At 59.1% G+C, this 24,032-nt stretch carries 20 protein-coding genes; 4 read left to right on the top strand and 16 right to left on the bottom strand.

The genetic code is table 11. The features are described 5' to 3' along the window. Positions 1-10: 10 nt before the first annotated feature. The 3 genes from AU182_RS01550 to AU182_RS01560 are packed head-to-tail and all read right to left on the bottom strand — an operon-like array spanning position 11 to position 3,169. Entirely contained in the window at positions 11-817 is an 807-nt protein-coding gene (locus AU182_RS01550) for a hypothetical protein (protein ID WP_066959678.1), read from the bottom strand. A 19-nt stretch (positions 818-836) separates the two neighbouring features. Continuing rightward, entirely contained in the window at positions 837-1,097 is a 261-nt protein-coding gene (locus AU182_RS01555; protein WP_082859149.1) for a YheV family putative zinc ribbon protein, read from the bottom strand. Positions 1,098-1,120: 23 nt separating this feature from the next. Next, positions 1,121-3,169, bottom strand: a complete 2,049-nt coding sequence (locus tag AU182_RS01560) for a M3 family metallopeptidase (protein WP_066959680.1) — start codon at positions 3,167-3,169, stop codon at positions 1,121-1,123. Between the two features lie 140 nt (positions 3,170-3,309). Here AU182_RS01560 and AU182_RS01565 point away from each other — a divergent pair, with 140 nt between their 5' ends. Next, complete coding sequence (locus AU182_RS01565) at positions 3,310-3,858, top strand: gamma carbonic anhydrase family protein (RefSeq protein WP_066959682.1); 549 nt, start codon at positions 3,310-3,312, stop codon at positions 3,856-3,858. 57 nt (positions 3,859-3,915) lie between these two features. Here AU182_RS01565 and AU182_RS01570 read toward each other — a convergent pair whose 3' ends face one another. Further along, positions 3,916-6,015: an alkyl/aryl-sulfatase gene (locus AU182_RS01570; RefSeq protein ID WP_082859150.1), complete on the bottom strand. Its 2,100-nt coding sequence runs from the start codon at positions 6,013-6,015 to the stop codon at positions 3,916-3,918. A gap of 175 nt (positions 6,016-6,190) precedes the next feature. Continuing rightward, positions 6,191-7,624, bottom strand: coding sequence for a TonB family protein (locus AU182_RS01575; protein WP_082859151.1), 1,434 nt, complete (start codon positions 7,622-7,624; stop codon positions 6,191-6,193). A gap of 272 nt (positions 7,625-7,896) precedes the next feature. Here AU182_RS01575 and AU182_RS01580 point away from each other — a divergent pair, with 272 nt between their 5' ends. Further along, positions 7,897-9,141 (top strand): Zn-dependent hydrolase, encoded by a 1,245-nt coding sequence (locus AU182_RS01580; RefSeq protein WP_066959686.1) that lies wholly within the window; start codon positions 7,897-7,899, stop codon positions 9,139-9,141. Positions 9,142-9,304: 163 nt separating this feature from the next. Continuing rightward, positions 9,305-10,216: a dimethylarginine dimethylaminohydrolase family protein gene (locus AU182_RS01585; RefSeq protein ID WP_066959688.1), complete on the top strand. Its 912-nt coding sequence runs from the start codon at positions 9,305-9,307 to the stop codon at positions 10,214-10,216. A gap of 71 nt (positions 10,217-10,287) precedes the next feature. Here the strand turns inward: AU182_RS01585 and AU182_RS01590 are convergent, their stop codons facing one another. The 10 genes from AU182_RS01590 to AU182_RS16880 all read right to left on the bottom strand — a co-directional run bounded on the left by AU182_RS01590 (position 10,288) and on the right by AU182_RS16880 (position 22,405). Beyond that, entirely contained in the window at positions 10,288-10,677 is a 390-nt protein-coding gene (locus AU182_RS01590; RefSeq protein WP_066959690.1) for a cytochrome c, read from the bottom strand. Between the two features lie 26 nt (positions 10,678-10,703). Then, the gene (locus tag AU182_RS01595; RefSeq protein WP_066959692.1) at positions 10,704-11,105 is read right to left on the bottom strand and encodes a hypothetical protein; all 402 of its coding nucleotides are present in this window, start codon (positions 11,103-11,105) and stop codon (positions 10,704-10,706) included. A gap of 163 nt (positions 11,106-11,268) precedes the next feature. Beyond that, complete coding sequence (locus tag AU182_RS01600; RefSeq protein ID WP_066959694.1) at positions 11,269-12,384, bottom strand: 5-(carboxyamino)imidazole ribonucleotide synthase; 1,116 nt, start codon at positions 12,382-12,384, stop codon at positions 11,269-11,271. Positions 12,385-12,426: 42 nt separating this feature from the next. Then, positions 12,427-12,918, bottom strand: coding sequence for a 5-(carboxyamino)imidazole ribonucleotide mutase (gene purE / locus AU182_RS01605; RefSeq protein WP_082859152.1), 492 nt, complete (start codon positions 12,916-12,918; stop codon positions 12,427-12,429). A 372-nt stretch (positions 12,919-13,290) separates the two neighbouring features. Further along, a complete protein-coding gene (gene aroE / locus AU182_RS01610; RefSeq protein WP_227718079.1) occupies positions 13,291-14,136 on the bottom strand; it encodes a shikimate dehydrogenase in 846 nt (281 codons plus the stop codon). A 6-nt stretch (positions 14,137-14,142) separates the two neighbouring features. After that, a complete protein-coding gene (locus AU182_RS01615) occupies positions 14,143-14,598 on the bottom strand; it encodes a hypothetical protein (protein ID WP_066959696.1) in 456 nt (151 codons plus the stop codon). Further along, positions 14,595-15,029: a hypothetical protein gene (locus tag AU182_RS01620; RefSeq protein ID WP_066959698.1), complete on the bottom strand. Its 435-nt coding sequence runs from the start codon at positions 15,027-15,029 to the stop codon at positions 14,595-14,597. The genes AU182_RS01615 and AU182_RS01620 overlap by 4 nt, the downstream gene beginning before the upstream one ends. Before the next feature lie 36 nt (positions 15,030-15,065). After that, complete coding sequence (gene hemF / locus AU182_RS01625; RefSeq protein ID WP_066959700.1) at positions 15,066-15,971, bottom strand: oxygen-dependent coproporphyrinogen oxidase; 906 nt, start codon at positions 15,969-15,971, stop codon at positions 15,066-15,068. 68 nt (positions 15,972-16,039) lie between these two features. After that, complete coding sequence (locus AU182_RS01630) at positions 16,040-16,660, bottom strand: L-threonylcarbamoyladenylate synthase (RefSeq protein WP_369802027.1); 621 nt, start codon at positions 16,658-16,660, stop codon at positions 16,040-16,042. A 201-nt stretch (positions 16,661-16,861) separates the two neighbouring features. Further along, positions 16,862-22,405 (bottom strand): S8 family serine peptidase, encoded by a 5,544-nt coding sequence (locus AU182_RS16880; protein ID WP_066959703.1) that lies wholly within the window; start codon positions 22,403-22,405, stop codon positions 16,862-16,864. A gap of 670 nt (positions 22,406-23,075) precedes the next feature. Between AU182_RS16880 and AU182_RS16715 the strand changes: the two genes are divergently transcribed. Beyond that, entirely contained in the window at positions 23,076-23,270 is a 195-nt protein-coding gene (locus AU182_RS16715; protein WP_227718080.1) for a hypothetical protein, read from the top strand. 23 nt (positions 23,271-23,293) lie between these two features. On the opposite strand, the gene AU182_RS01640 is transcribed toward AU182_RS16715, so the two are convergent. Then, positions 23,294-23,971: a helix-turn-helix domain-containing protein gene (locus tag AU182_RS01640; protein ID WP_066959705.1), complete on the bottom strand. Its 678-nt coding sequence runs from the start codon at positions 23,969-23,971 to the stop codon at positions 23,294-23,296. Positions 23,972-24,032: the final 61 nt, after the last annotated feature.

The following is a 24,032-nucleotide window of genomic DNA, read 5'->3' on the forward strand; positions in this document are numbered from 1 at the left end:
GGGCGGCCACTTACTGCTCGACGATCTGCCGCCAGTTAGCAAAAAAATCCACCTCCCCCTGTAACAGCAGGCGATTCAGGTCGTCCGCCTTGCGGTGTATTTTTTTATTGTAAAAATACAGGCTGCCACCGCGCAGGGTAAAACCCTTGGGATTGTCAGTAAGAAGTTGATAAAAAGCCTCTTGCCGCTCCAGGTACTGGAGCACGCGCCGCTTACTGAATCTGCCCTTGCGGTACCTCTGAAAGATCGCCGCCTGCAAATTCTGCTCGGTGAGCGCGCGTGCCTGTGGCGAAATCCTGCTCACGTCCAGCAAGCGATTTATGTCTGCGCGCAGGTCATCAAGGTACCTGTCGGCTGCCTCTGCAGCCTCTTTGGTGCGATAGATGGCCCTCTTGCGCCGCTGCTGAAACGGTTCACTTTTGGCGGTGTCCAGGCTCCAGAGTTCCTTCTTGGCCATTTCCGCCAGGGGGCGGAAAATCGTTTTATGCTGGCGGTTGGAATTTACCGTCAGGCGATCGCATACCTCCAGAGCAGCGTGCCAGTCCGCAAAGGATTTACCCTCATACACGGCATCCGGCAGGGCCGCCACCCGCTGCCCCAGGCGCTCTACCTCGACCACTAACTGCCGAGGGTTTTTCGTCCAGTCATTGGCCTGCAAGGCAAACAGAGACAACAACCCCTGGTTGGCACAGCGCGTGATCAGATGCGCGGTAAGAGCGTGCTGCTTTTCACGTACTTCGCGATAGTGATCCAGGCCGTAAAAAGCAGCGATAGTGAGGACGATCGCCAGCGCGACCAGTGGATAAATTTTTTTCAAGGGAGCACGATTTTACAGGTTAATTTTTATCGCCCGGCGGCTGCAGTATTTTTACCGCGGTTTCTTCCACTTCCCTGTCTTTTGTCTTGTTCACACGGGTATCCAGTTCCCGCGCGGTCGCCTGCAGGCGAATTTCATCTTTAAACCCACAGGCAACGCATTCACGATAATTTTTATCGCCCATTTTGTAATTGACGATCTTGTCCATTTCGCTGCAGCGTGGACAAACCGCGCCGGCAATAAATCGGCGCTTGACGGGCTTTTCAAATTCTTCGCTCAAGATATACCTCGTTAAGAAGCGGACTATTCAATGCCCGAGTGCCGCAGCAGCGCGTCAATTCTGGGCGCGCGACCGCGGAATTCTGCAAACAGATCCTGCGCGTCGCGGCTTCCCCCCTGCTCCAGCACTGCGGTGAGAAAGCGGTTACCGGTGGACGGATCAAAAATTCCCGTCTCCTCAAACAGCGAAAACGCATCAGCACTCAATACTTCGGCCCATTTGTAGCTGTAGTATCCAGCCGCGTAACCGCCAGCAAAGATGTGGCTGAAACTGTTCTGGAAGCGGTTGTCCGGGGACACCGGCACGACCGACACCTGCGCCCGCACCTCGTTGATCAGGCGCTGGATCTCGTCCGCGTTGGCGCCCTCCGGGCGTGAGTGCAGCAGGAAATCAAACAGGGCAAATTCCAGCTGGCGCATGGTAAACATGGCGGACTGGAAGTTTTTTGCCGCGAGCATTTTTTCCAGCAATGCCTGCGGTAGGGGCTCGCCCGTCTCGTAGTGACCGGCAATCATCGCCAGCGCTTCCGGCTCCCAGCACCAGTTTTCCAGAAACTGGCTGGGCAACTCTACCGCATCCCACGCCACACCGTTAATGCCAGAGACCGCGGCCACATCCACCTGGGTCAGCATATGGTGCAGGCCGTGGCCAAATTCGTGGAACAGCGTGGTGACTTCGTAATGGGTCAACAGTGCCGGTGTATCTTTGCTTGGACTCGAAAAATTACACACCAGATAGGCCACCGGCAGCTGCAGGCCCGCGCTGGTCTGGCGGCGCACCCGCGCGTCATCCATCCAGGCACCGCCACGCTTGTTTTCGCGCGCGTAAGGATCGAGATAGAAGCCGGCTATCGGCTCGCCGGCGCGTTTCAGCCAGTAGAAGTGGACGTCCGGGTGATAGGTGGGAACCGAGCTATCCAGCTCAGCGGTCACGCCGAACAGTTTCTCTGCCACCGCGAAAAGGCCCGACAGCACCTTCGGGTACGGAAAATACGGGCGCAGCTCTTCCTGACTGACCGCATAGCGCGCCTGCTTCAGTTTCTCCGCTGCCCAGGTCACATCCCACGGCTGCAGCTGATCGAGCCCCAGCTCATCGGTGGCAAAGGCCTGCAACTCCGCGAATTCCTGTACCGCAGCGGGCTTGGCGCGCTTGGCCAGATCCCGCAGGAAACGCTCCACATGCTCGGGGGATTCCGCCATCTTGCTGGCCAGGGAACGCTCGGCGTAATTTTTCATTCCCAGCAAATGGGCCTGCTCCGCGCGCAGGGACAGAATCTCCGCCATCACATTGGCGTTGTCGAACTCGCCCGCATTGGGGCCGATATTGGAGGCGCGGGTGATAAACGCATAGTGCATTTTGTGGCGCAGCTCGCGGTTTTCCGCGTGGGTCATCACCGCCAGAAAGCAGGGGCCGTCGAGCGAGAGCAGCCAGCCTTCCTTGCCCCTGGCATCCGCCAGAGCCCTGGCAGTAGCCAACGCGGATTCCGGGATCCCCTGCAGCTCGGCTTCGTTGGTAACGTTGAGGCTCCAGGCATTGGTTGCATCGAGCACGTTGTTGGCAAAGGTGCTCTTCAGTTCCGCCAGACGCTTGCTGATGGCGGCGTATCGCTCGCGCTTCTCGCCCTCGAGGCTAACGCCACCCAGGTGCATATCCCGCAGCCCGTGGCGTACCGCCTGCTGCCGCGCCTGGGGCCAGCTGGCGAAGTCCGGCGACTTGGCCAGCGCCCGGTACACCGCATACAGCTCCGGGTTCTGGCCCAGCTCGGTCCAGTATTCAGTCACCTGGGCCAGACACGCCTCATAGGGCGCCCGCCAGTCGCCGCTCAATACGCTGTTCAGGTGCGAGACCGGTGAGAATGCCTTGCTCAACTGGTCCTGAGCCTCTTCCAACGGTGCCATCGTCTCTTCCCAGGTAGGTTCTTTGCCCGCATTTTTCAGGCAAGAATCCAGCTGTTCGCGACAGTTGGCGATAAGTTTGCTGATTGCCGGTTCGGCGTGTGCCGGTTTAACCGTATCGAACGGGGGCAGCAGCGGAGCGCGCAACAGCGGGTTGGCGGAAGCGGGTTCAGACATCGGAATTCCTTGTCGAGAGGCGAACAGCACCGGGGCGATGATCGCAAAGACGGGTTAACATATGCCCACTATTCTAGTGGATTGCACTCGCTCGTTGCACACTAACACCTTGCTCGAACGCCCGGAGGTCAGCCCTACCCATGTCCGAATTACCCCAGCACACCCTGCGCGAACATCGCGGCCGCCGCCCACAACTCGGTGAGCGGGTCTATATCGACCCCCAGAGCACGGTGATCGGCGATGTGGAACTGGGGGACGACTGTTCCGTGTGGCCCATGACCGTGATCCGCGGCGATATGCACCGGGTGCGTATCGGAGCCCGCACCAGCGTGCAGGACGGCTCAGTGCTGCACATCACCCACGCCAGCGACTTCAATGAGGGCGGCTGGCCGCTGACCATTGGCGACGACGTGACCATCGGTCACAAGGCCTGCCTGCACGGCTGTACCGTGGGCAGCCGGGTATTGATCGGGATTGGCGCTATTGTGCTGGATGGGGCGGTGATCGAGGACGAAGTGGTGCTCGCCGCCGGCGCGCTGGTGCCACCGGGAAAGCGACTGGAGAGTGGCTACCTGTACGTGGGCTCGCCGGCAAAGCAGGCGCGCCCACTGACAGAGAAGGAGCGAAAATTCTTCACCTACACCGCCGGCAACTATGTAAAGTTGAAAGACGAGTATCTCGGGCAGTAGCCATTCCGGCCATGGCCACCGATGAGGCTGCGAGCGATGCGCCCGCGGCCTCATCGGTTATTGGATTTTATTGGCATCCTGCAGCGGTAGCACCAGGTTCATATCATTCCGCATCTTGCTGCCCATCACGCTGGTGAGCTTGCTGAGCACCTCCTGGTTGCCAGTAATACTCGCCTTGTCGGCACTCAGTAAATCTTTCAGTTTTGCCTTGCCCGACATGGCCGCCAGCAGATCCAGCTTGGCAATTTCCAACGTTACATCGGCGTTTTTTGTCTGGTGATCGGCAACACTGGTCAATACCCCGTTGTTCATGTCCAATGCGTAATTACCTTCACCTTTCAACTTGAGATTGATGGTGAAGTTTCCGGCACCCTCTGCCTTTTTCTGGTCCACCAGCATGGACAGATAGGTCAGCATCAAGCTGGGCGGTAGCGCTCCCAGCACTTCCGGTGAAGCCGTCCCAAGTTTATTGGGGATATTGCCGCCGGCGCGCAGCTCAGATGCGCCAGATAAATACAGGTTGCGATATAAGGTGTTTTCTTCCTGATAGCCAAGCTGCTCAAACGCATCCGCCATCAGCAGATTGACGTTGGTATTCTTGCCATTGTACGCGACCACATTATTCAAAATATCCACCGTGAAACGGTAATCGCCGGCTTTGAAGCTCTCCAGTGCGAGAGCCAGCACACGCTCTTCGCCACCGATCGCCTTCACATAACGCTTGCCGCGCTCCGCATCCGGATATTTCGCCAACTCGGTCGGGTTACCGTTAAACCAGCCGAAATTGCGCACATAAGTTGATTTCAGATTGTTCTTGGTGTGGCCGTAGTAAGGGCGGTTGTACCACTGCTTGAATACCGAATCCGGTAGCGCCGCGTATTCCGCAATGTCGTCCGGCCGGTAGCCATAATTGGCATAGCGCAGGGCGGTGTTGTAAATCGACTGGTACAGATCGCGCTGCGCCTTCAGATAGCGCACCACATTCTCGTTCCCCCATACGGGCCAGGTGTGCGGGCCAAAATTGACCTCTACTTCATCACCCCAGCGGGCCACGGCTTCGGCGAGATAGCTGGCCCAAAGGCTGGCATCGCGGATCTTGGCTCCGCGCAAGGTGTAGATGTTGTGCTGCAGATGATTGAGTTCCTCCGCCATCGACATGGCCTTCCACTGGGGAATGTAAAACACCATTTCCGAGGGTGCTTCGGCGTGAGGCGTGACATAGAACTCGAACTCGACACCGTCGATGGTAACTTTTTCACCATCTTTGGAAATTGTCTTGTTCGGTATCGGCAACCCGGACTGGCCATCGGCAACGGCAGCACCCAGCGCTGCGGTAATTTTGCCCTTCGGGCCGGCGGGTAACACATTGCCGTACTGGTAACCGGCGCGGCGCGCCATGATATTACCGCCCATCACGTTTTCACTGACAGACTCTTCAACAAACCCTGCTGGCGCAATCAGCGGAATCTTGCCGCTGGTAAAATCTTCCTTGGTCGCCAGCCCAGCATCGATAATGCCGTTGAAGCCACCAAAATGGTCCGCGTGACTGTGGGAGATAATGACGCCTTTCAGCGGCTTCTTGCCGCGCTCTTGCTGGTACAGCTCAATCGATTTAACCAGCGTCGCCGGTGTGTATTCCACATCGTACAGAATGATGCCGGTGTCACCCTCGATAATGGTGAGGTTTACCAGTGCCTGACCGCGCACCTGATAGACGCGGTCGATCACCTTGAACAGGCCACCGCGATTCACCAGCTGCGCGTGCCGCCACAGGCTCGGGTTTACCTCGGGCGGGGCTTTTTTTCCCTGCATGAAATTCAGCTTGGTGGCCGGGTAAACTCCCTCGATATCGCCATTGTTCAGCAGCGGTGCAATAAACCCGCGCTCGACGTTTTCCTGCGCTGTCTTGTCGTCGAAATCCAGCTCGCTGTAGACCGCCTCGTTCAGCTTTAGGGTGTATTCCGAAGCATCCTTCTGCTCCGTTGTAAACGCGTAGTCCGACTGGGCAGAGGGCTGCTCCGTCGCCTGTTGTGCCTGCGCACTGGGGATCACGCTACCCCCTGTATCCGGCCCTGAGGTGCCATCCGTGGATTTGGAGCAACCGGTGAAGAGCGCCACCAGCACAACCAAACCCAACACGTTCGTTTTGACCGACATGGTGCATTCCCAAAAAGCGATATTGACCCAGCAACCTTAGTCAATAGCGCAACTTCTAGCTTGGGATTGGCACGGGACACCACGCTCGGCCGGAAAACGTCTCAGAGAAACTCACCAACGAGTAGCTCGCTGAATAATTTGTAACGGCGGGTAGTCCGCGGTCGCCGCCGAGTCTTTACTCTGCAGCGACCTGAACCGAGTCTGGCTCCAGCTCAATATCGAAGTAGTAGGGACCGCTCCATTTTTCGCCCCGCAGATAGGCAGCCTGTCGGTGATTCGCATCTCGCAGATCCCACCCGAGGCGGTCGGCAATTTTGACTGCTTTCTTCTGCAGACGCTGAGCCTTCCGGAAGTTCTCCTGTGCTGCGGCCACCGCCGCTTGCGTTTCGAGAATTCGCACCTCATCGAAGTAGCGCTCGGGATCTGCGTCAACTAGCCGTTCCGCCAGCGCCAGGTCTTCGGCACTTGCCGCGTCCGGGCCGGAAACCAGCTCCCACGCCAGCAACAGGCCGGAAAGGTAATGGCCACCGGCGGCGGCGTTTTTCAGCCAGCGCAGGGCATGCACACGACGCTGCTCCTCGGGCATACCGCGGGCGTTACTGGCGAGGTACTGCTGCGCCTCCGGCAGACCAGACACGGCCGCCGCACTGATCCACTTCATCCCCGTTTCAACATCCGCCTCACACCCACGACCGGCGATCATGTTGCGGCCCATCTGATATTGGGCTTGAGGGATACCATTCTTCGCGGACTCCATATACCACTGGTTAGCGGTCTGGTATTCCAGGTCAACATCGTCCATATATTTTTTGAAGGAGCGGAACACATTTAGTCGGTATGCATACACGTATTGCGCCACCCCATCGCCGGCTTCGGCCTTTTCTCGCCACTCATCCAGCTCGGCCACCAGTTCGTCGCGATTGGCGATCCCTCCTTCCATCGAAAAGGAAATCAACGTTTTCACGCCGGTAGTGGGCTCTCTCTGAGGCAACGGCTCATAGCGGTAATAGAGCGCGGAGTCAGCGGCCGCTCGGGAAAAGTCGTCACTATTAGACTGCACTACCGATACATCGCGCACATGCCCGGTGGGCATCACCGAATATTCCACCACGACGCGACCGAAATTGCCCCGCCGCAGTTCTTTCGTTGGATAACGGGGTTGCTTCTTCGCGATCGAGATGCGGTCCACATCGCACTCCTCGTCGGACATCGGCACGGGCGCCAGCGCCTCTGCGAGCACTTCCTGGCTGTAACTCTGCAACAGGGTTTCCAGGCGCGCAGAGGCCTCGTTCTGCTGTTGCTGGTTGAGGTTGGCAAGAACCTTCTGCGCGGTCTGCGACAAAGATTCGACGCCAGACTGGGAAGCCGCCAGCTGCATCCAAGCCCACGCTTCCACGGGATCGTGCTCTACATGCTGACCCCGGTAGTACATAACACCGATATTGAACGCCGCGCTGTAGTCACCAATCGCAGCCAGAGCGTCAAAGCTGCGATAGGCTTCGGTGAAGTTGCCCGCGGTGTAGTCCTCCATGGCCTTTTCGAAACTGGCCTCCACCGGCAGGGCAGCGCCTACGAGACTCAAAAAGATCCCGAGAAACATCCTTTTCATCGACTATCCCCCTAAATTTATTGTTGTGAATCAGCGAAAGCGTAACACTTTTTTGACGCGTAATTTAACGGCTTCGCCAGACGGGCTTCCGCCGAAGGCGGAATTTTATGCACCTCAAAAGCGGCGCCACCGCACAATCCATGGCCTCACCAAACCAAATCCGCAAAAGAGCACGCCACCCTCGGTCAAAATACCTCCTCATTTGGGCCTAGAATCTGAAGGCCCAGAAAATTCCTGATTGCGCATAAACCAATAACCAGCGAGACCATAGAATGATGGACACCAGCGAGCTGCGCGTGAATGGCCAGCGCCTGTGGAATACCCTGATGGAAATGGCGCAGATCGGCGCTACCCACAAGGGCGGTTGCAACCGCCAGGCGCTCACGGACCTCGACAAGCAGGGCCGCGACCTGTTCGTGAAGTGGTGCAAAGAAGCCGGCTGTAACGTCACTTTCGATGAAGTGGGCAATATCTTCGCGCAACGCCCGGGTAAAAACCCGGATCTGCCGCCGGTACTCACCGGCTCCCACCTCGACACCCAGCCCACCGGTGGCAAGTTCGACGGCGTTTACGGCGTCCTCGCCGGCCTCGAGGTCGTGCGTGCACTGAATGACGCCGGCATCGAAACCGAAGCCCCGCTGGAGGTGGCGGTGTGGACCAACGAAGAAGGTGCCCGTTTCTCCCCCGCCATGATCGGCTCCGGCGTGTGGGCGGGTGAATTCGACCTCGACTACGCCTACGCCCGCGAGGACAAGGAAGGCAAATCCTTCGGCGAAGAACTCGCGCGCATCGGCTACAAAGGCGACACCCCCGCCAAGCCGCGCCCCCTCGCCGCCGCGTTTGAAGTCCACATCGAACAGGGCCCCATTTTAGAAGCGGAAGAAAAAACCATCGGCGTGCTGAGCGGCGTGCAGGGCATGCACTGGTACGACCTCACCCTCATCGGCCAACCCTGCCACGCCGGCCCCAGCCCCATGGAAACCCGTCGCGATCCGTTTATGGGCTTGCATCGGATCCTCGACGAACTATACAAACTCGCCGCAGAGCACGCCCCCTGGGCTCGCGCCACCTTCGGCGACATCCGCGTCGAACCCGGCAGCCGCAACACCGTGCCGGAAAAACTCGTCCTCGCCGTCGACCTGCGCCACCCGGACCAGAACATCCTCGACAGCATGGACCAGCGCTTCCGCGAAATCGCCGCCCGCGTGGCCGACGATACCGGCCTCGAACACCAGATCCGCGACGAATGGCGCTCCCCCGCGGTCAAGTTTGATGACCAGTGCGTGGAAGCCGTGCGCAGTTCAGTGGCCGGGCTGGGTTACAGCAACAAGGAAATGGTTTCCGGCGCCGGGCACGACTCCGTATACATCTCCCGCGTTGCCCCTACCAGCATGATCTTTGTGCCCTGTGAAAAAGGGTTGAGCCACAACGAAGCGGAAAATGCGGAACCGAAGGATCTGGAAGCGGGGGCGAATGTGCTGCTGCACGCGATGCTGAAGATGGCAAACCCCGGCTGAGCGGATTGGTGGATGCGCTGCGCTTATCCACCCTACGGACTGGGGCGCGCGAACCACATGGCTGAATAGAACGAAGATATTTGAATTGAAGCCGCCAGTGGCGGCGCCCCGGAACCAGCTAACCGGCTCCACAAAACCCGAGCAACCCAATCGAGTTTTTAAGATGACTGAATTTACTTACAAACACCGCAACGAAGACGGCAACACCGCGCCGCTGAAAAACTGGGGCATCGACTCCGAATACGGCGTGCTCACCGACCTGCTCGTCGGCCCCATCGACAACTACACCTGGCAGATGGGCAACGCCGCCAGCCGCCGCTCCGTGCGCCTCGGCCGTCAGTTCGACGCCGCCGTCGCCAAACGCCAGCACCAGGAAATGCTCGACGCCTACAAGCACGCCGGCGTCACCACTCACCTGCTGCCCGCCGACGCCAACCTCCCCTACCAGCTCTACGCCCGCGACAGCAGCGTCATGACCCCCTGGGGACCCATCGTCACCCAGATGTACTCCCCCTGGCGCCGCGGCGAATGGGTCGATGTGGTGAAGACCTACCAGAAACTCGACATCCCCATTTACGACATCATCACCGCCGGCAGTTTGGAAGGCGGTGACTTCATGGTGCTCGAACCCGGTGTCATCCTGTGTGGCTACAGCGGCGAACGCACCTCACCCCAGGGCTTCAACCAGATGAAAAGCTGGATTGAAAAAGAAGGCTGGGAAGTGAAAGGCTACGAGTTCGACCCCTACTTCCTGCACATCGACGTACTCGTCGCCGCGCTGGCGGAAAAGCTCGTCGCCGTGTGTGTCGACGCCGTAGAGCCGGAACTGGTGCAGTGGTTCAAGTCCCGTAACTTCGACATCATCGACATCTCCTACCCACAGGTGATGGAGCTGGGCGTCAACGTTGTCGCGCTGGGCAACGACCGCGTCATGCTGCCGTCCGACAACACCGAACTGAAAGAAAAGTGCCGCGCCCACGGCCTCGACGTGATCGACCCGGACATCTCCATGATCACTGCCGGCGGCGGCGGTGTGCACTGCATGTGCCAGCCGCTGGCAAGAAAGCCTGCGTAAGGTGCATCGCAATAAAAAAGGTCGGCAATTGCCGACCTTTTTTATTAATCTCTCTTCAGTGCCGCGTTCACTCAGCGCGCCGCTTTAATCTCTTCTTCGCTCACCAGCAAGACCCCGTCACCCCAGGTATTGGAAATAAACGCAATAATCGCTGCAATCTCGCGATCGGTCAGAAATTCCAGCGGCGGCATCAGATCTTCTTCACCACCGTTGCGACGCGGTGCCGAGCGCCCATGCAGCAGCGTGTCGATCAACAGCGACTTGTTCGCCAGCAGCTTGGGATCGTGCAACGATGGGTAGAGCGCCTCCTCACCGTAACCGTCCAGCTGGTGACACTTTCTGCAATTATCCGCAAAGGTCAGTGCGCCCAGCGCGATCAAATCCCGCGTGTCCTGCTCCGACGCAGTTGCGCCCAGAGACATCGCCGCCATCAGCAGAGCGATCGATAGTTTCCGTTTCATTGTATGCACCCTGTTTGTAACACCGTTTATTTTCCCTGGGCTCTCAACCAGCCGGAACCCGCAATACCCCCGGCCGCACAGGCCAGGATAATCACCAGCGGCGCAAGCGTACCCAGTGCCAGTGCGCCGACCCCAAGGCCGCGCATGGGCAGCAGCACCAGCAGCAAAATACCCGCGGGAATCAGGGATAGCAGAAAGCCGCGACTGACCCAGCTCTTGCGCCAGGGCAACAGGAATATCAGGCCGCAGATGCCACCCCAGACTACCCGTTGGTAAATATAGGCATTGGAGAGATAGGGCGCGATATCCACGTGCAGAAAGCGGGTAAACCCGTAGTGCCCCATGGCCCACAGGCCCAGGGCATAGGCGAGCCCGGCGATGCCGCCGGCGGCAAAACAGATGGAAAGATTTTTAATGAATTCACGCATACAGCAACCCCCGGTCAATGGTACCGCCAGGAAAAACCTGGCGGGGTCAACGGGGGTCAGTATGCCAGATCCACTGAAAAGGAGTGGTGCAGAGTTCGGGTTTCACCGGATTGGGAAAACCGAACGATACCCGGCAGCGGCAGTGCCACCGCCGCCGGAATAATCAGGCGGGGCGCTTGCTGGGACCGTACAGTTCTTCCAACATGCTGTCGATGCGGGTAGCCAGCGCATCCTGTGTATCGTCCAGCAGGATTACATGGCCCATCTTACGGCCCGGGCGCAGTGCCTTGCCGTAGGACCAGACACCTTCGTTGGCCAGTGCCGGTTTCTTGTCCACACCCAGCATATTGATCATCACTGCCGGACGCGCCGCATCGGTGGCGCCAAGCTCCATACCCAGTATCGCGCGCACATGGTTGGCAAACTGACTGGTTTTGGCGCCGGCCAAAGTCCAGTGGCCACTGTTGTGCACCCGCGGCGCCAGCTCGTTGATCAGCAGGCCGTCTTCGGTCACGAAGCACTCCATTGCGAGCACGCCCACGTAATCCCAGGCGTTCATCAGGGTGGACAGGTATTCTTCGGCGGTGGTCTGCAGCTTTTCGTCCACATGGGGGGCCGGTGCCGTGGAAACCAGCAGGGTGCCGTTGTAGTGGTCGTTTTCCGCCAGCGGATAGGTGACTACCTTGCCGTCAGCGGTGCGCGCACCGATCAGGGAGACTTCGCGGGAAAAGTGGATGCCCTTTTCCACCACATACTCGGACTCGGGCACGTCGTTGGCGATGGCCGCGAGATCCTCGTCGCTGTTCACCCGCCACTGGTTCTTGCCGTCATAGCCGTTTTCACAGCTTTTGATAAATGACGGGTAACCCAACGCCTTCACGGCCTCGCAGATCTCGGCGTAATTGTTGGCCGGGCGGAAGGGTGCCACCGGCAGGCCCGCGTCGGTGATCGCGGTCTTTTCGCGCACCCGATGCTGGGTTTTTTCGAAGGCATCCGGGCGCGGGTAGACCGGGCAGAATTTTTCCAACGCGCGCAGCAGGCCGACATCCACACCCTCGCGCTCGGCGGTGATGACTTCGGGGCTGCCCATGGCCTCGTACAGCGCCTCGACGTCGGCGCCATCACCGGCATCCACAATCGTGCCGAGCCCTTCCACGCAGGTGGTGTTTTCCCCACCCTCGGCGAGGAAACTGAACTCGATACCCAGCGGGCGAGCCTCCTGGGCCATCATCTGGGCCAGCTGGCCACAGCCGACAATACCTACGCGTCTGACGGTCATTTGCGCTACACCTCGTAAACGTTCAGAAATCTCTACGGACAATCATTCCACTTCGAATGGCACGCCGGCGCTCTGCTGTTCGCGCCAGGCGATCAGGCGCTTTTGCAGCTCCGGGTCGGTCAGGGACAGCATCTGTGCCGCCATCAGGCCCGCATTGAATGCACCGGAAGCGCCCACTGCCTGGGTGGCCACCGCCACGCCCTTCGGCATCTGCACGATGGACAGCAGGCTGTCCATGCCGGTCATGAATTTGCTGGCCACCGGCACACCGATCACCGGCAGCGGGGTCATGGCCGCGATCATACCCGGCAAATGCGCGGAACCGCCGGCACCGGCGATGATCACCTGGGTGCCACGCTCGTGCGCCGTGGTGGCAAATTCCACCATGCGCTGCGGGGTGCGATGGGCAGAGACCACGGCGGTGGCAAAAGGCACGCCCAGATCGGTCAGCGGCTTGGTCGCCATTTCCATGGTTGGCCAGTCGGACTGGGAGCCCATGACGATGGTGACTTTCTCGAAGGGAAGCTGTTTCACTTGTGGATAACTCCAGAGTTCGCCGATGCCGCAGGGTGAAAGTCGCCAGTGACACAGGGAAAAGCCAGGGAACACAGGGCCGCGCCAATCTCGCCTAGCAGCAAACGCGGTCGAGCCCAAAAAATTAGGGGCGAGAGGATACCAAAACTCGGCCGGAAAAGTACGCTGTGCGGCGTTTTCCGGCCAGTTTCAGCGGATTTCTCTGGCACTTTGGCGTATTGCCGGGGGAATCGCGGCCCCGGCGGTGAAAAAATCCCGGACCGGGCGGCAATTCCCGGCTTTAACCATAGTGTGGCGTGGCGGTCAGAACACCTTTTGGTGACCGTAAAACGGAGAATCGTTCTATGGGGAAGGATTGGGGCGGTGGCGAAATCAGCGCTCGTGTGCCCGGCCCTTTGCGCGCAGCGTCTCCCGCAGCATCGCCAGTACCGGTTCCACCGACGGCCGCACGCCGCGCCACAGGGCAAACGCTTCGGCCGCCTGCCCCACCAGCATGCCCAGACCATCCGCGGTGCGTGCACCCAGTGGTTCCGCCCAGCGCATAAAAGCGGTGGGCTCGGCGCCGTACACCATGTCGTAGGCGGAGCAATCCGGGCCGATCACCGACGGGTCGATCTGCGGCCGCTCGCCGGACAGGCCGGCGGCACTGGCATTGATAATCAGATCAAAGCCCGCGGGAATGGTGTCGAGGCCACTGGCGCTCAGCGCGCCGTAGGCCGCAAAGTCCTCGGCCAGCCGCTCGGCCTTGGACGCGGTACGATTGGCGATATGCAGCTGCGCCGGGTTTTGCTTCAGCAGTGGCAGCAAGGTACCGCGCGTCGCGCCACCGGCGCCCAACACCAGTACCTTCTTGCCCTCGATGACCCAGCCCAGGTGGTCGCGGATATCCGACACCAGCCCCGGTCCATCGGTATTGTCGCCCAGTAAAGTGCCATCGGGCTGTCGCGCCAGAGTATTCACCGCACCGGCCAATCGTGCCCGCTCGGTAAGTTCATCGGCGTATTCAAATGCATCCAGCTTGAACGGCGCGGTGACATTCAGCCCCTTGGCGCCGGCAGAAAAAAATGCATCCACCACCGCCTTAAAGCCGTCTACTTCCGCAAACAGCTTGCCGTATTCCAGCGCTTGATGAGTCTCCCTGGCAAACGCAGTATGGATCACCGGAGACAGGGATTGTTTAATGGGATTGCCAATTACTGCGTATTGATCCAGTTCCATGTTGGGTCAGATCTCTTCCTTAAAACAATTGTACTGGTCTCGAACATCTTCAGGAAAAAGGAAGCTCAAATCATCCGAAGAGGGCAGCTCCCGGAAGCAGGGGCAATCAATCTGCCCGAGTACCTGAGGCCAGTGTTCTTTTCCTCTTTCAGGAAAGACCACCGTCAGATCGCCATAGCTGCGGACATCGCCTACCTCAAACATGATGCGACTGAAGCTAGGCGAGTAAATAGTAAAATCCGCGGAATCACAAATGGCTTCCGCCTGATTCATCCAACGCGACACGGCAGAAGATACGGATTCCCCTTTCTCTCCGTGGTACTCCAGCTCCACGGTCTTACTCCCTTCGGTAAGGGTCTTATCGACAGAATTCGCTTCCAGCTTGTACAGCTGCAGATTATTGGCAATGCGCGCACAACCGCTTACTGCCAGAACAATGAATAGCGAAATTATTATTTTCATTCGGATTTTCTCAATGCCTCGCGAATACGAGAAGTTTCATCAACACCGATCAATCCGTCGATCTTCAGTTTTCCATTGAGCTCGCACACCATATAGCGCGTAATCGCGCTGTAGATCTGCTTCGGTTTTTCACCGCTCGCATCCAGCAGCACCCAGTTGAGCGTGGCGAGGCTGGTATTTTCATTCAGCTCGATCACATCGGTAACCGCACCGACGATCTGGGTGACCCCCAGCTTCTGGTACAGCGCTAACAGCTTTTTTACCCGCCCAACAAAGTACTCACGGCTGAGATCGGATTTTTTTCCATTGGAAAAATAGTAGTGGATCGGGAAACGATAAAAGTCTGCAATCTGCTCCGCATCCCGCGCCTCAAATAAGCGGCGGTATTCGAGGAACAGTTGGTTGATGTCTTCCAGACGAGCCTTGTGCATGGCGTTTTCCTTTTTACGACCTTTCAGTAAGGTGCTTTAGATCCACTCCCGGTGCGGCAAAAAGTCCGCGTAGAGTTTTTCTTCCGCGCTGCCCGCTTCCGGCTGCCAGTTGTAGCGCCAGCGCACTTCCGGTGGCAGTGACATCAGGATGGATTCGGTGCGGCCACCGCTTTGTAAGCCAAACAGGGTGCCGCGATCGAACACCAGATTGAATTCCACGTAACGGCCGCGGCGGTACAGCTGGAAATCCCGCTCGCGCTCACCGTATTCGGTGTCCTTGCGCTTTTTCAGGATCGGCAAATAGGCGTCGGTATAGGAATCACCCACCGCCCGCAACAGGCCAAAGGCGTTATCGAAACCACCTTCATTGAAATCATCGAAGAAAAGTCCGCCCACGCCGCGCGCCTCGTCCCGATGTTTCAGATAGAAATATTCATCGCACCACTTTTTGAAGCGCGGATAAATATCGTCGCCGAAGGGCGCACAGGCGTCTTTGGCGGTCTGGTGCCAGTGCACCACGTCTTCCTCAAAGCCGTAATAAGGGGTGAGGTCATAGCCACCACCAAACCACCACACCGGCTCGGCGCCCTCTTTCTGCGCCACAAACAATCGTACGTTGGCGTGACTGGTGGGCGCGTATGGATTGCGCGGGTGGATTACCAGGCTCACACCCATCGCCTCAAACGAACGGCCGGCGAGCTCCGGGCGCGCCGCGGTGGCAGAGGGCGGCAGTTTGTCGCCATACACGTGGGAAAAATTGACCCCGCCCTTTTCAATCACATTGCCGTTTTCCATCACACGGGTACGACCACCGCCGCCCGCCTCGCGCTGCCAGGCGTCTTCAAAAAACGCTGTGCCGTCCACCGCCACCAGATCGGCGCAAATGCGATCCTGCAGACCTAGCAGATAGTCTTTGACGGCCTGGATATCAATCGTACTCATAGTAACTTCTCGAATTAGGTTCGCGGGAACAGTCGCGGTAACAGCAGCAGGAAAAAGGGCCGAGGCACTCAGCCCGCACGCAGCACCCGGCCACTGGCGGCATCGCGGATTTCACTGGGTGAGGCGCGCCCACCGGTGTTGCCGCCGCCGACGAAATCCAGCGCATTGCCAAAATAGCGCAGCACCTGAAATTTGTGCCGCGCCGGCTGGCAGCCGCCGGGGTTGGCAGAGGTGGACACGATAGGGCCACCAAAGGCCCGCGACAGCGCCGCGGTAAACGGGTGATTGGTGTGGCGCAGCGCCACGCTGTGGTGCACGCCACTGATCCATGAAGGCACCTGGTCGAAGTGCGGCACCAGCCAGGTAACGGGCCCCGGCCAGGTGGCGTCAATCCGCGCGCGCTGGTCGCCGGAAAGGTTGTGCAGCAGGCCGGAGAAGTGCCCGGCATTGCCCGACACGAGGATCAAGCCCTTTTCCATGGGACGGTTCTTGAGCCGCAACAGGCGTGCCACCGCGTCCCGGTTATTCGGGTCGCAGGCGAGCCCCCACACGGATTCGGTGGGATGGGCGATCACACCGCCGGCGGCGAGTATGCGCGCGGCGCTGGCCAGGCTGAAACCGACACTGGGCGGAAGGGAATGCAAGGAGGTCTGGTCGCCCACGGCGACGGGTTTGGCTTTCTCTGACAAAGGCTGAGACTCTTTCGGGCCATGCTGGCGGGAAGCGCAGCAATTTAGCGAATACTACCAGCCTAGACAAGGCGCGCACGGGTTGGTGCCTTGCCAAACCCCAGACATAAAAAAGGCCAGCACAAGGCTGGCCGTCATCCTGTGAGGATGGAAGAAGGGTGGAGCCGCGGGGGCTACTCCACCCTTCGGGGCGTTACAGCGTTACGCTACAACAGGGTTCTTGCGGCGACGTACCAGTCCCGCCAGAGCCAGCAGGCCCAACAGGTAGTACACGGAACCACCGCGTTTTTTCTTCGGTTTCTCGGTGACTTCCACTTCGTCTTCAACCGCAGACTCAACGGTGACAGTGAGGCTCGCCTCGGCACTCAGCGCACCATCGCTGACGGTCACGGTGAAAATATGCTCACCCGCACCAAGGTCACTCACGGTGGTGGTCGCCTGGGTGGCATCCGCAATGGTTCCATTGCCCGCCCAGCTGAAGGTCAGCATGTCGCCGTCAGGGTCCGAGCTCCCGCTCGCATCCAGAGTGGCACTTTCCCCTTCGGTGATGGTCACATCGCCGGTAACCGCGGCCATGGGCGCGTCATTTACACCATTCACAGTGAGCATAAAGGTGGTGGATGCCGCGTCTGCCGGGTTTTCCAGATCGGCCACGGTAACGGTCACTTTGGTCTCACCGTGGAAATCGGCTGCCGGGGTGATGGTTACGCTGGAGCCGGGCTCCCAGCCGTCCGCTACACCGCTAACGTTGTCACCGGAAACGAGGATCTCGTTGCGACCGGCGGTTTCATCGGCGTAGAACACGGTGATGTCAAGGCTGCCATCTTCGTCCACTTGCTGGTCGGCAATGGCGCTGATGGTCAGGTTGCTCTGCACCAGGATGGTGTGGTTCAGGGTTTTATCACCCAATTCATCCACCTGGCTCAAAGCCTCAACCGCCAACTCCATACCCGCTGCGTTGCCCGCTACCCGGGTGGGTACGGTGACGTCGAACTGGCTGGATTCCGGACCGCGGTAGTCCCAGCACAGCAGCAGGTTGTCGTGGATGGTGTCGCGCAGACCAGTGGTCGGCTCGACATCGAACGCGGTCTTGGCCACGTAGGACTCACCCAGATAACCTTCCAGTGGACCGAACGGCGTCATCGCACCGCGGTAACCCTGCAGACCAATGGTGCCATGGTCGTTCAAGCTGCCGAAGTTGATGTTGTCGTAGGCAAAGTACAGCTCGTGCTCACCTTCGCCGTGACGGACGTCGGTGTTGAACACCACCTGGAAGTCGAAGCTGTTATCCAGCGGCGTGTTGTTGATGATGCCGGTGAACCAGTCCTGCTCACTGTGGTAGTCCTTGGCATTATCGAACTCGATGATGCCCCAGCCAGCTTCACCCGCGGCGGCAAGCGTCACACCGGAGTTTTCTTCCGGCCACCAGGGGTTCGGGTTGTACTCGGTGGACAGCACCTGCTGCGGGCCAAAGAAGCCCATGGAACCACGCCACAGCGGAGCGAGCTTCTCATTGGGAATCGAGTAGTCCGGCAGCGGGTTGTTGAACGGCCAGAACACCGGCAGCGCATCGATTGCAATCAGGCCGTTGGCCTTGATGGACAGTTCGTTTTGCTTGCCAAAGTTCATTTGCTCGCCGTTGTTATACAGATGGAAATTATCTCTCCAGCCGCGGAACAGGGACGATACCGGAATGCTGACGCCACTCATGAAATCGATACCACCGTCGTAGGTGTAGCCGGTTTCAGGGTCGTAAATCGGGTAGCCGTTGTCGTCGGTGACCAGCGGGCGCATGCCGCCGAAGTCCGGGGTCATACCAAACTCACCCAGCAGGTCCATGTAGCCACTGCGGTCGCTCTGACCGAAGTCCGGCATCATGCACGCTTGGGAGTAGTTGGCCGCATCTTCGTTGTTGGTAGTCAACACGTAGTCAGGCTGTACCGAGCCGGTATCCGGCTGCATACCGCTGATCACGATGGTGCGGCCATCAACGGTGACGTCGCTGACAATTTCACTGTTGGACGCATAGATGTCGTCGGCACTGAAGTTCAGGCCTTCGGGCATTTCTGCGGTGAGGGTGAAGTTGCGATCGCGGCCACTGTTGTTCGGCAGTACCGAGAAGGTGAACGGGATTTCATCGCCGGGGCGCGCCGTATCCTGCGGCACTTCCAAAGTGACGTCATCTTTACCGCGCACCAGTTTCAGGGAAACCATACCCAGGTTGCCCGGGTTCACCGCGCTACTGCCAAAGTCCATCATGGAGTAGTAGATGTCGCCGGTCTGCATGTCTGGCATATCCCAGTTCAGCGTAACGCTGACCGGCTCTTTGCCAGTGCTTGCAGGGACTTCCACAGACAGGTTGCTGGCTTCGGTATCGGTGATCACCGCGGTGGAGTAGCTGAAGGTTTCCAGCGCATCCGGATGAATCGGATCGTTATCCAGCAGAACCGGTGGGTTGTAGATGATCACCCAGTAGTTGCCGGGCTCCGGATCTTCCACGTTACAGAAGTTGTTGGCTGCAAGATGCAGAGACGCACACAGGATTTCGTCGAGCGGATCGACCTTGCCATCGTTGTTGTAGTCCTTACCGAGGTAGAGAACCGCGTTACCGATATCGAAGGCGTCCGGCACATTGGAGTCGACAGTACCGTGGGATTCCACCACCACGCGCTTGGCATTGGCCGGGACATTGATCCACTCAATGTGGGTGGCCTCGTCCAGGCGCATTTCGATGGCTACGGACTCATCGCGATAGCTGTCCCAGGGGAAGGCCGTCTCGTCGTCCTTGGGCAGGCTGACCTGCTTGACCTCGGCCTTCACCGGTGCGAACACACGCCCTACCGGGCTGGCCGCTTCAACCAGGTTGATGCCGTTGAACTGGAAATCACCATCGTTGCGGTGGGCCGTGGCCGTCAGGGTCTCCGGCATACCGCGGTTGTCGTACTTGAACGCCATCGGCAGACGCAGCTCCGGACCGCCATTGGCTGGGGTCAGGGTCAGGTCGCTGTGCAGTTCCGTTTCCGAGCCGCCAAAGGCATCGGAGGTGGTCATGATGGAGGCGTTGATCACCACCGTCTGGGTTTCCCCTTTTTTCAGGGAGAACTCACTCGGGATGGCGGTGATGGTCACGCCGTTCTGTTCCGACTGATACAGCAACTCGGGATTCCAGTTGACCACATCCCCGGCGGAGACTTTCCAGGTACCGTCTTCGGTAGCCTTGAAGGTACGCATCCACTGGCAGTTGGGGGCACAGCTCATATCCACCAGCTGGGGGATATTCAGACGGTGCACCAGACCACCATTGTTGGGGTTGGCCAACAGGAAGTTATCAGCGGTTTCGTCCATCACCAGACCGGCCTGAACCGCGCGCGCCACATTGATGCGGCCGGCACCGGCGCGGTAGGTATCCGCGATGGCTTCCTGGCCGTTTTCACGGTTGAGGCGCTTGTACTTGACCACTTTTTCCGCGGTCAGCATCAGTGCGGACTGCACTTCGGTTGCCGTCCAGTCGGGATGCGCCTCGCGAATCAGCGCCAGGGCACCCGCGGCGTGCGGCGCGGCCATGGAGGTACCGCTGAGGGCGGCAAAGTCGCCGGAACCCGCCAGAGAGGAGAAGGGGTGCTGGTCGGCGTAGGCCGCGTAGATGTCCACACCCGGTGCTGCCACCATGGGGATCAGGCTCTCCGGCGTGGTCCAGCTGGGGCCGCGCGACGAGAAGGGCGCCAGCCAGTCGGCGTCTTCCTGGTTCACGGTGCGATCCACCTGGGTGCTGCCGATGGTGATCATGTGGCCGTAGTCGCCCCAGTTGTTCAACCAGGAGGCCAGGCCGTCCTCCGGCCACTGGCCCCACCAGGTTTCACTGGTGATATGCGCAGAAGGCAGGGAGTAGGACGCAATGGATAAGGGATCGCCATTGGAGAAGTTGTACAGCACGAAACCATCGGCGCCGCCTGCCTTGACGTTATCCGCCTTGGCGGAACGGGCGATACCGTTCGGGTCATTCAGGTCGTTACGGGCACAGACCACGATCACATTCGGGCGCTGGCCCATGCTATCGAGGATAGGTGCGCCACCGTTCTGCTGGCTCGGGTAGTTGTCAAAGGTACCCGCCTCGTAGGGCTCGCCACAGTACTGGTCGTAACCGCCACTGATATTCGGGTAGTCCTTCGCCTGCACCACCACACCGGTGATTTCGGTGCCGTTGATGGAGCCGCCAACCAGACCAGTGGTTTCCCAGCTCGGAGTTTTGGTCACGTTGCCGGTGTCGATGGCACCTGCATGACTGATGGGCGTGTCCACGTTGAAGGAACGACCGTGAGTCGAGGCAGCCACGTTGAGCAGCCAGGGGGAGGCGTGGTCAATGGCGCTGAAGCACTCTTCGCCACACAGTTGACCGGCGTTACCGGCAGAGGCGGACACACTGATACCCGCTTCACGGGCCGCCAGGAACGCGAGCTCCATGGCGCTTTCCCACGGGAAACTGTCCTGGCCGCCGATGGAGAAGTTGATCACGTCGACGCCATCGGCGATGGCATCTTCGATACTGGCAACGATGGATTCACCGGGGCAGCCGCCCACATCGAAATCGTTGTTCGGGAAACACGCCTGGTAGGAAACGATGTTCGCGCGCGGTGCCACACCGGACATCTGCGGAACCAGATTTTCTGCGACCAGAATACCGTCGCTCTCTTTGGCACCGGCGGGCACCACGTAATCCACGTTCAACAGGACGTTGCCCGCGGTGGTGGAGGCGGTGTGGGAGCCGTGGCCGTCGTAGTCTTCACCGTTCTTGGCAATGCTGGTACCCAGCTCCGCATTGAACAGGTCGTAGTAGTCGGTGATGACCGGGTAGCTGCGCACACCGATCAGCTTGTCGTTACACATGGATTCCTGACCGGACACGGTACAGTCACCCACGTACACGCCCTGGCCCCAGGGGTTGTTGTGGTCGTAACCGTCATCGGCGACGTCAGCGAAGGAGCGGTGATCCGTGTTCACACCGGTATCGATGATGCCAACGATAATGCCTTCACCCTTGTGGGGAACGCCGGCGGTGGCATTCGCGCTACCGGTCCACAGCTGGTCGGCGCCGATCAGTTTCGGGCCTTCATCCGAGTGCAACTCGTAGATTTTCGAACGCTCGACAAAAGCGACGTCCGGCATTTGTGCGATGCGGCGCGCTTCGTCCTGGGTCATCTTCATGGAGAAGCCGTTCACCGCGTTGGTGAACTGGCGGCGTACCGCCTTGCTGCCAACCCGCTGCTGCACCTTGTTCAGCACCACCGCCTGCTTCTCGAGCAGGTGGCTGCGGTATTTTTCCACCGCGGGGGCTTGTGGCTGGCCGGCCTTGAACGGTTTGTTCAGGGTGGTTTTGCGGCCCTGCTTCATTAGCGTGGCGTGGGTGGGTGCAAAGCCCGCCTTGCCACCGCGGTAGGTCGCGACAGGTTCATCGCGCAGGCGCACCAGGTACACGTGCTCGCCGGTAATGCCGCGCTCCTCGATGAACTTCTCAGTCTGGCGGCGTACCTGCACATTGAGGCCGTCGTTCTGCAGCACAGAGTGCTGGGAGCCGGCGGCGGCGCGCTTGCGGAAACGATCCAGCTGCTCTGGCGTGAATTCCATCGCCTGTAGCTCGATGGCCTTGGTCGGCGCCGCGGGTGCCGGACCCGCCTGGGCGATGGCATGCACCGCGCCCGTGGCGTAAAGGCCGGCGGCAATCGCGCTGGCCAGGGTTTTTATTCTCATGAAGTTGCCCTACGTCGAATAGTTTGGCCCTGCGCAGATTCCCGAGACCGGGGCCACACTGGAGCCTGTTATTTTCGTTTTTGGCAGCCGGCCAGAATTTGCACAAAACCCAGCCGAAATACCGGAAGCCCGATATTAAGAATTTGCATATATGCAAAACAACCAGTTCTAAACCGGATCACTTTTCGGGACAGTCAAGGACGAGAAAGGACAAAAGGGCATTAATTCTGCCAAAAGCGCACCAATATGGGCCTCTTGGCGCGACACAATTCACAAGAGCCCCGTAAATCCGGGGCATTCTTTGCGATTGAAGCAAATCGACCTATTGGTCAGTTAGTGTTTTTGTCTCTACTGGCGGGAGGATTCAGTATTTTGTAAATGGCGGCGGCGGCGCTGGATCGTGCAGTCAATCACTCCTCAATCCCACATAAAGCGCAATAAAACGCTAATTATTTGCTTGTATACACAACTGAGTGGTGCAATCGTCTTGCAGACGTGCTTCCCGTTAGGGATTTATTGTTTTTTTGCTAAAAGTGTAAGAAAAGGGACAGTTTTTATGCAGTTTTTGCGAAAAGGAGTGAAAGGTGGCGCCGGATCCGACATTGCAATACCGCAGGGTCGCGCGCAGCACGGTACGATTTGGGATGGGAGCCCCCCAAACGGAGCGTGATTGACACCCGACCGAAACCCCATCGCGGATATCAGAGGGGATATCAGAGGGGATATCAGAGGGGATATCAGAGGGGATATCAGAGGGGATATCAGAGGGGATATCAGAGGGGATATCAGAGGGGATATCAGAGGGGATAGGAGAGGGACAGGAGCGGCCGCGACGGAGCGCGGTAAATCGGCTGGCGGCTACTAGACCAGGTGGCGAACCGCACGCGGCTACTCATTTAGCGCGTTCCACTCATCCGCGGTGAAGAAGCGCGACTCAAAATCTCCCCGGGCCGCGGCGTCACCGGTGTTCAGCACCGCCATGACACGAGCGATACGGCCGTTGGCGGCCACCACCGAGTGCCACACGTTGCCATCCATGTACAGCACGTCGCCGGTTTCGAGCAGTGCCGGGGCCTGCCCCTGTACAAAGGCCATCAGCTCCCCTTCCTGGATAATGATCACCTTCTCACCCGGGTGCCGCACAAATTCTGATGCCCAGATCGGGATAGGATCCACCTCCGCATAAATGCAATTCATGCTGCGGGGCTCCAGGTCAGTGAACATGTATTGCAGGCTGACCTCGAGTTCGCGGGTGGTTTCGCGCCCGCGCGCGCGGTTTATTGCCATCCGTGCCCGCGCAGGATGGCTGGCTGGGGCACGTGCAGATTCTGCGCCCTGAGACTGTAAAAACGCCTCCGGCGGCACCGCCAACACCTTGGCCAGGGCGTGAATTTTTTCGACATTCAGCGATAACTGCGTATTTTCGATGCGCGAAAGCGAGGATACGGATATGCCACTTTTGTCGGACAGCTCCCCCAGGGTCATCTGGCGCTCTTTGCGCAGTCGGCGCAGTGTCTTGCCGACGGATTCTTCTTCCTTGCTGGGTTTTGCCTTGCGGTGTGGCATGGGGTGCTGCTCTGTCGGTGTTCTATATGAGGGGGAGTATAGGGAGCGCCCGTACGGGCGG

The sequence above is a fragment of the Microbulbifer sp. Q7 genome, from assembly GCF_001639145.1.
Lineage (GTDB): Bacteria > Pseudomonadota > Gammaproteobacteria > Pseudomonadales > Cellvibrionaceae > Microbulbifer.

What these genes read in the sequence shown, in the direction of transcription:
- AU182_RS01560 (WP_066959680.1), bottom strand. Translation starts at nt 3,169, where the DNA reads ATGTCTGAACCCGCTTCCGCCAACCCGCTGTTGCGCGCTCCGCTGCTG.
- AU182_RS01565 (WP_066959682.1), top strand. Translation starts at nt 3,310, where the DNA reads ATGTCCGAATTACCCCAGCACACCCTGCGCGAACATCGCGGCCGCCGC.
- AU182_RS01570 (WP_082859150.1), bottom strand. Translation starts at nt 6,015, where the DNA reads ATGTCGGTCAAAACGAACGTGTTGGGTTTGGTTGTGCTGGTGGCGCTC.
- AU182_RS01575 (WP_082859151.1), bottom strand. Translation starts at nt 7,624, where the DNA reads ATGAAAAGGATGTTTCTCGGGATCTTTTTGAGTCTCGTAGGCGCTGCC.
- AU182_RS01580 (WP_066959686.1), top strand. Translation starts at nt 7,897, where the DNA reads ATGATGGACACCAGCGAGCTGCGCGTGAATGGCCAGCGCCTGTGGAAT.
- AU182_RS01585 (WP_066959688.1), top strand. Translation starts at nt 9,305, where the DNA reads ATGACTGAATTTACTTACAAACACCGCAACGAAGACGGCAACACCGCG.
- AU182_RS01590 (WP_066959690.1), bottom strand. Translation starts at nt 10,677, where the DNA reads ATGAAACGGAAACTATCGATCGCTCTGCTGATGGCGGCGATGTCTCTG.
- AU182_RS01595 (WP_066959692.1), bottom strand. Translation starts at nt 11,105, where the DNA reads ATGCGTGAATTCATTAAAAATCTTTCCATCTGTTTTGCCGCCGGCGGC.
- AU182_RS01600 (WP_066959694.1), bottom strand. Translation starts at nt 12,384, where the DNA reads ATGACCGTCAGACGCGTAGGTATTGTCGGCTGTGGCCAGCTGGCCCAG.
- aroE (WP_227718079.1), bottom strand. Translation starts at nt 14,136, where the DNA reads ATGGAACTGGATCAATACGCAGTAATTGGCAATCCCATTAAACAATCC.
- AU182_RS01615 (WP_066959696.1), bottom strand. Translation starts at nt 14,598, where the DNA reads ATGAAAATAATAATTTCGCTATTCATTGTTCTGGCAGTAAGCGGTTGT.
- AU182_RS01620 (WP_066959698.1), bottom strand. Translation starts at nt 15,029, where the DNA reads ATGCACAAGGCTCGTCTGGAAGACATCAACCAACTGTTCCTCGAATAC.
- hemF (WP_066959700.1), bottom strand. Translation starts at nt 15,971, where the DNA reads ATGAGTACGATTGATATCCAGGCCGTCAAAGACTATCTGCTAGGTCTG.
- AU182_RS16880 (WP_066959703.1), bottom strand. Translation starts at nt 22,405, where the DNA reads ATGAGAATAAAAACCCTGGCCAGCGCGATTGCCGCCGGCCTTTACGCC.
- AU182_RS01640 (WP_066959705.1), bottom strand. Translation starts at nt 23,971, where the DNA reads ATGCCACACCGCAAGGCAAAACCCAGCAAGGAAGAAGAATCCGTCGGC.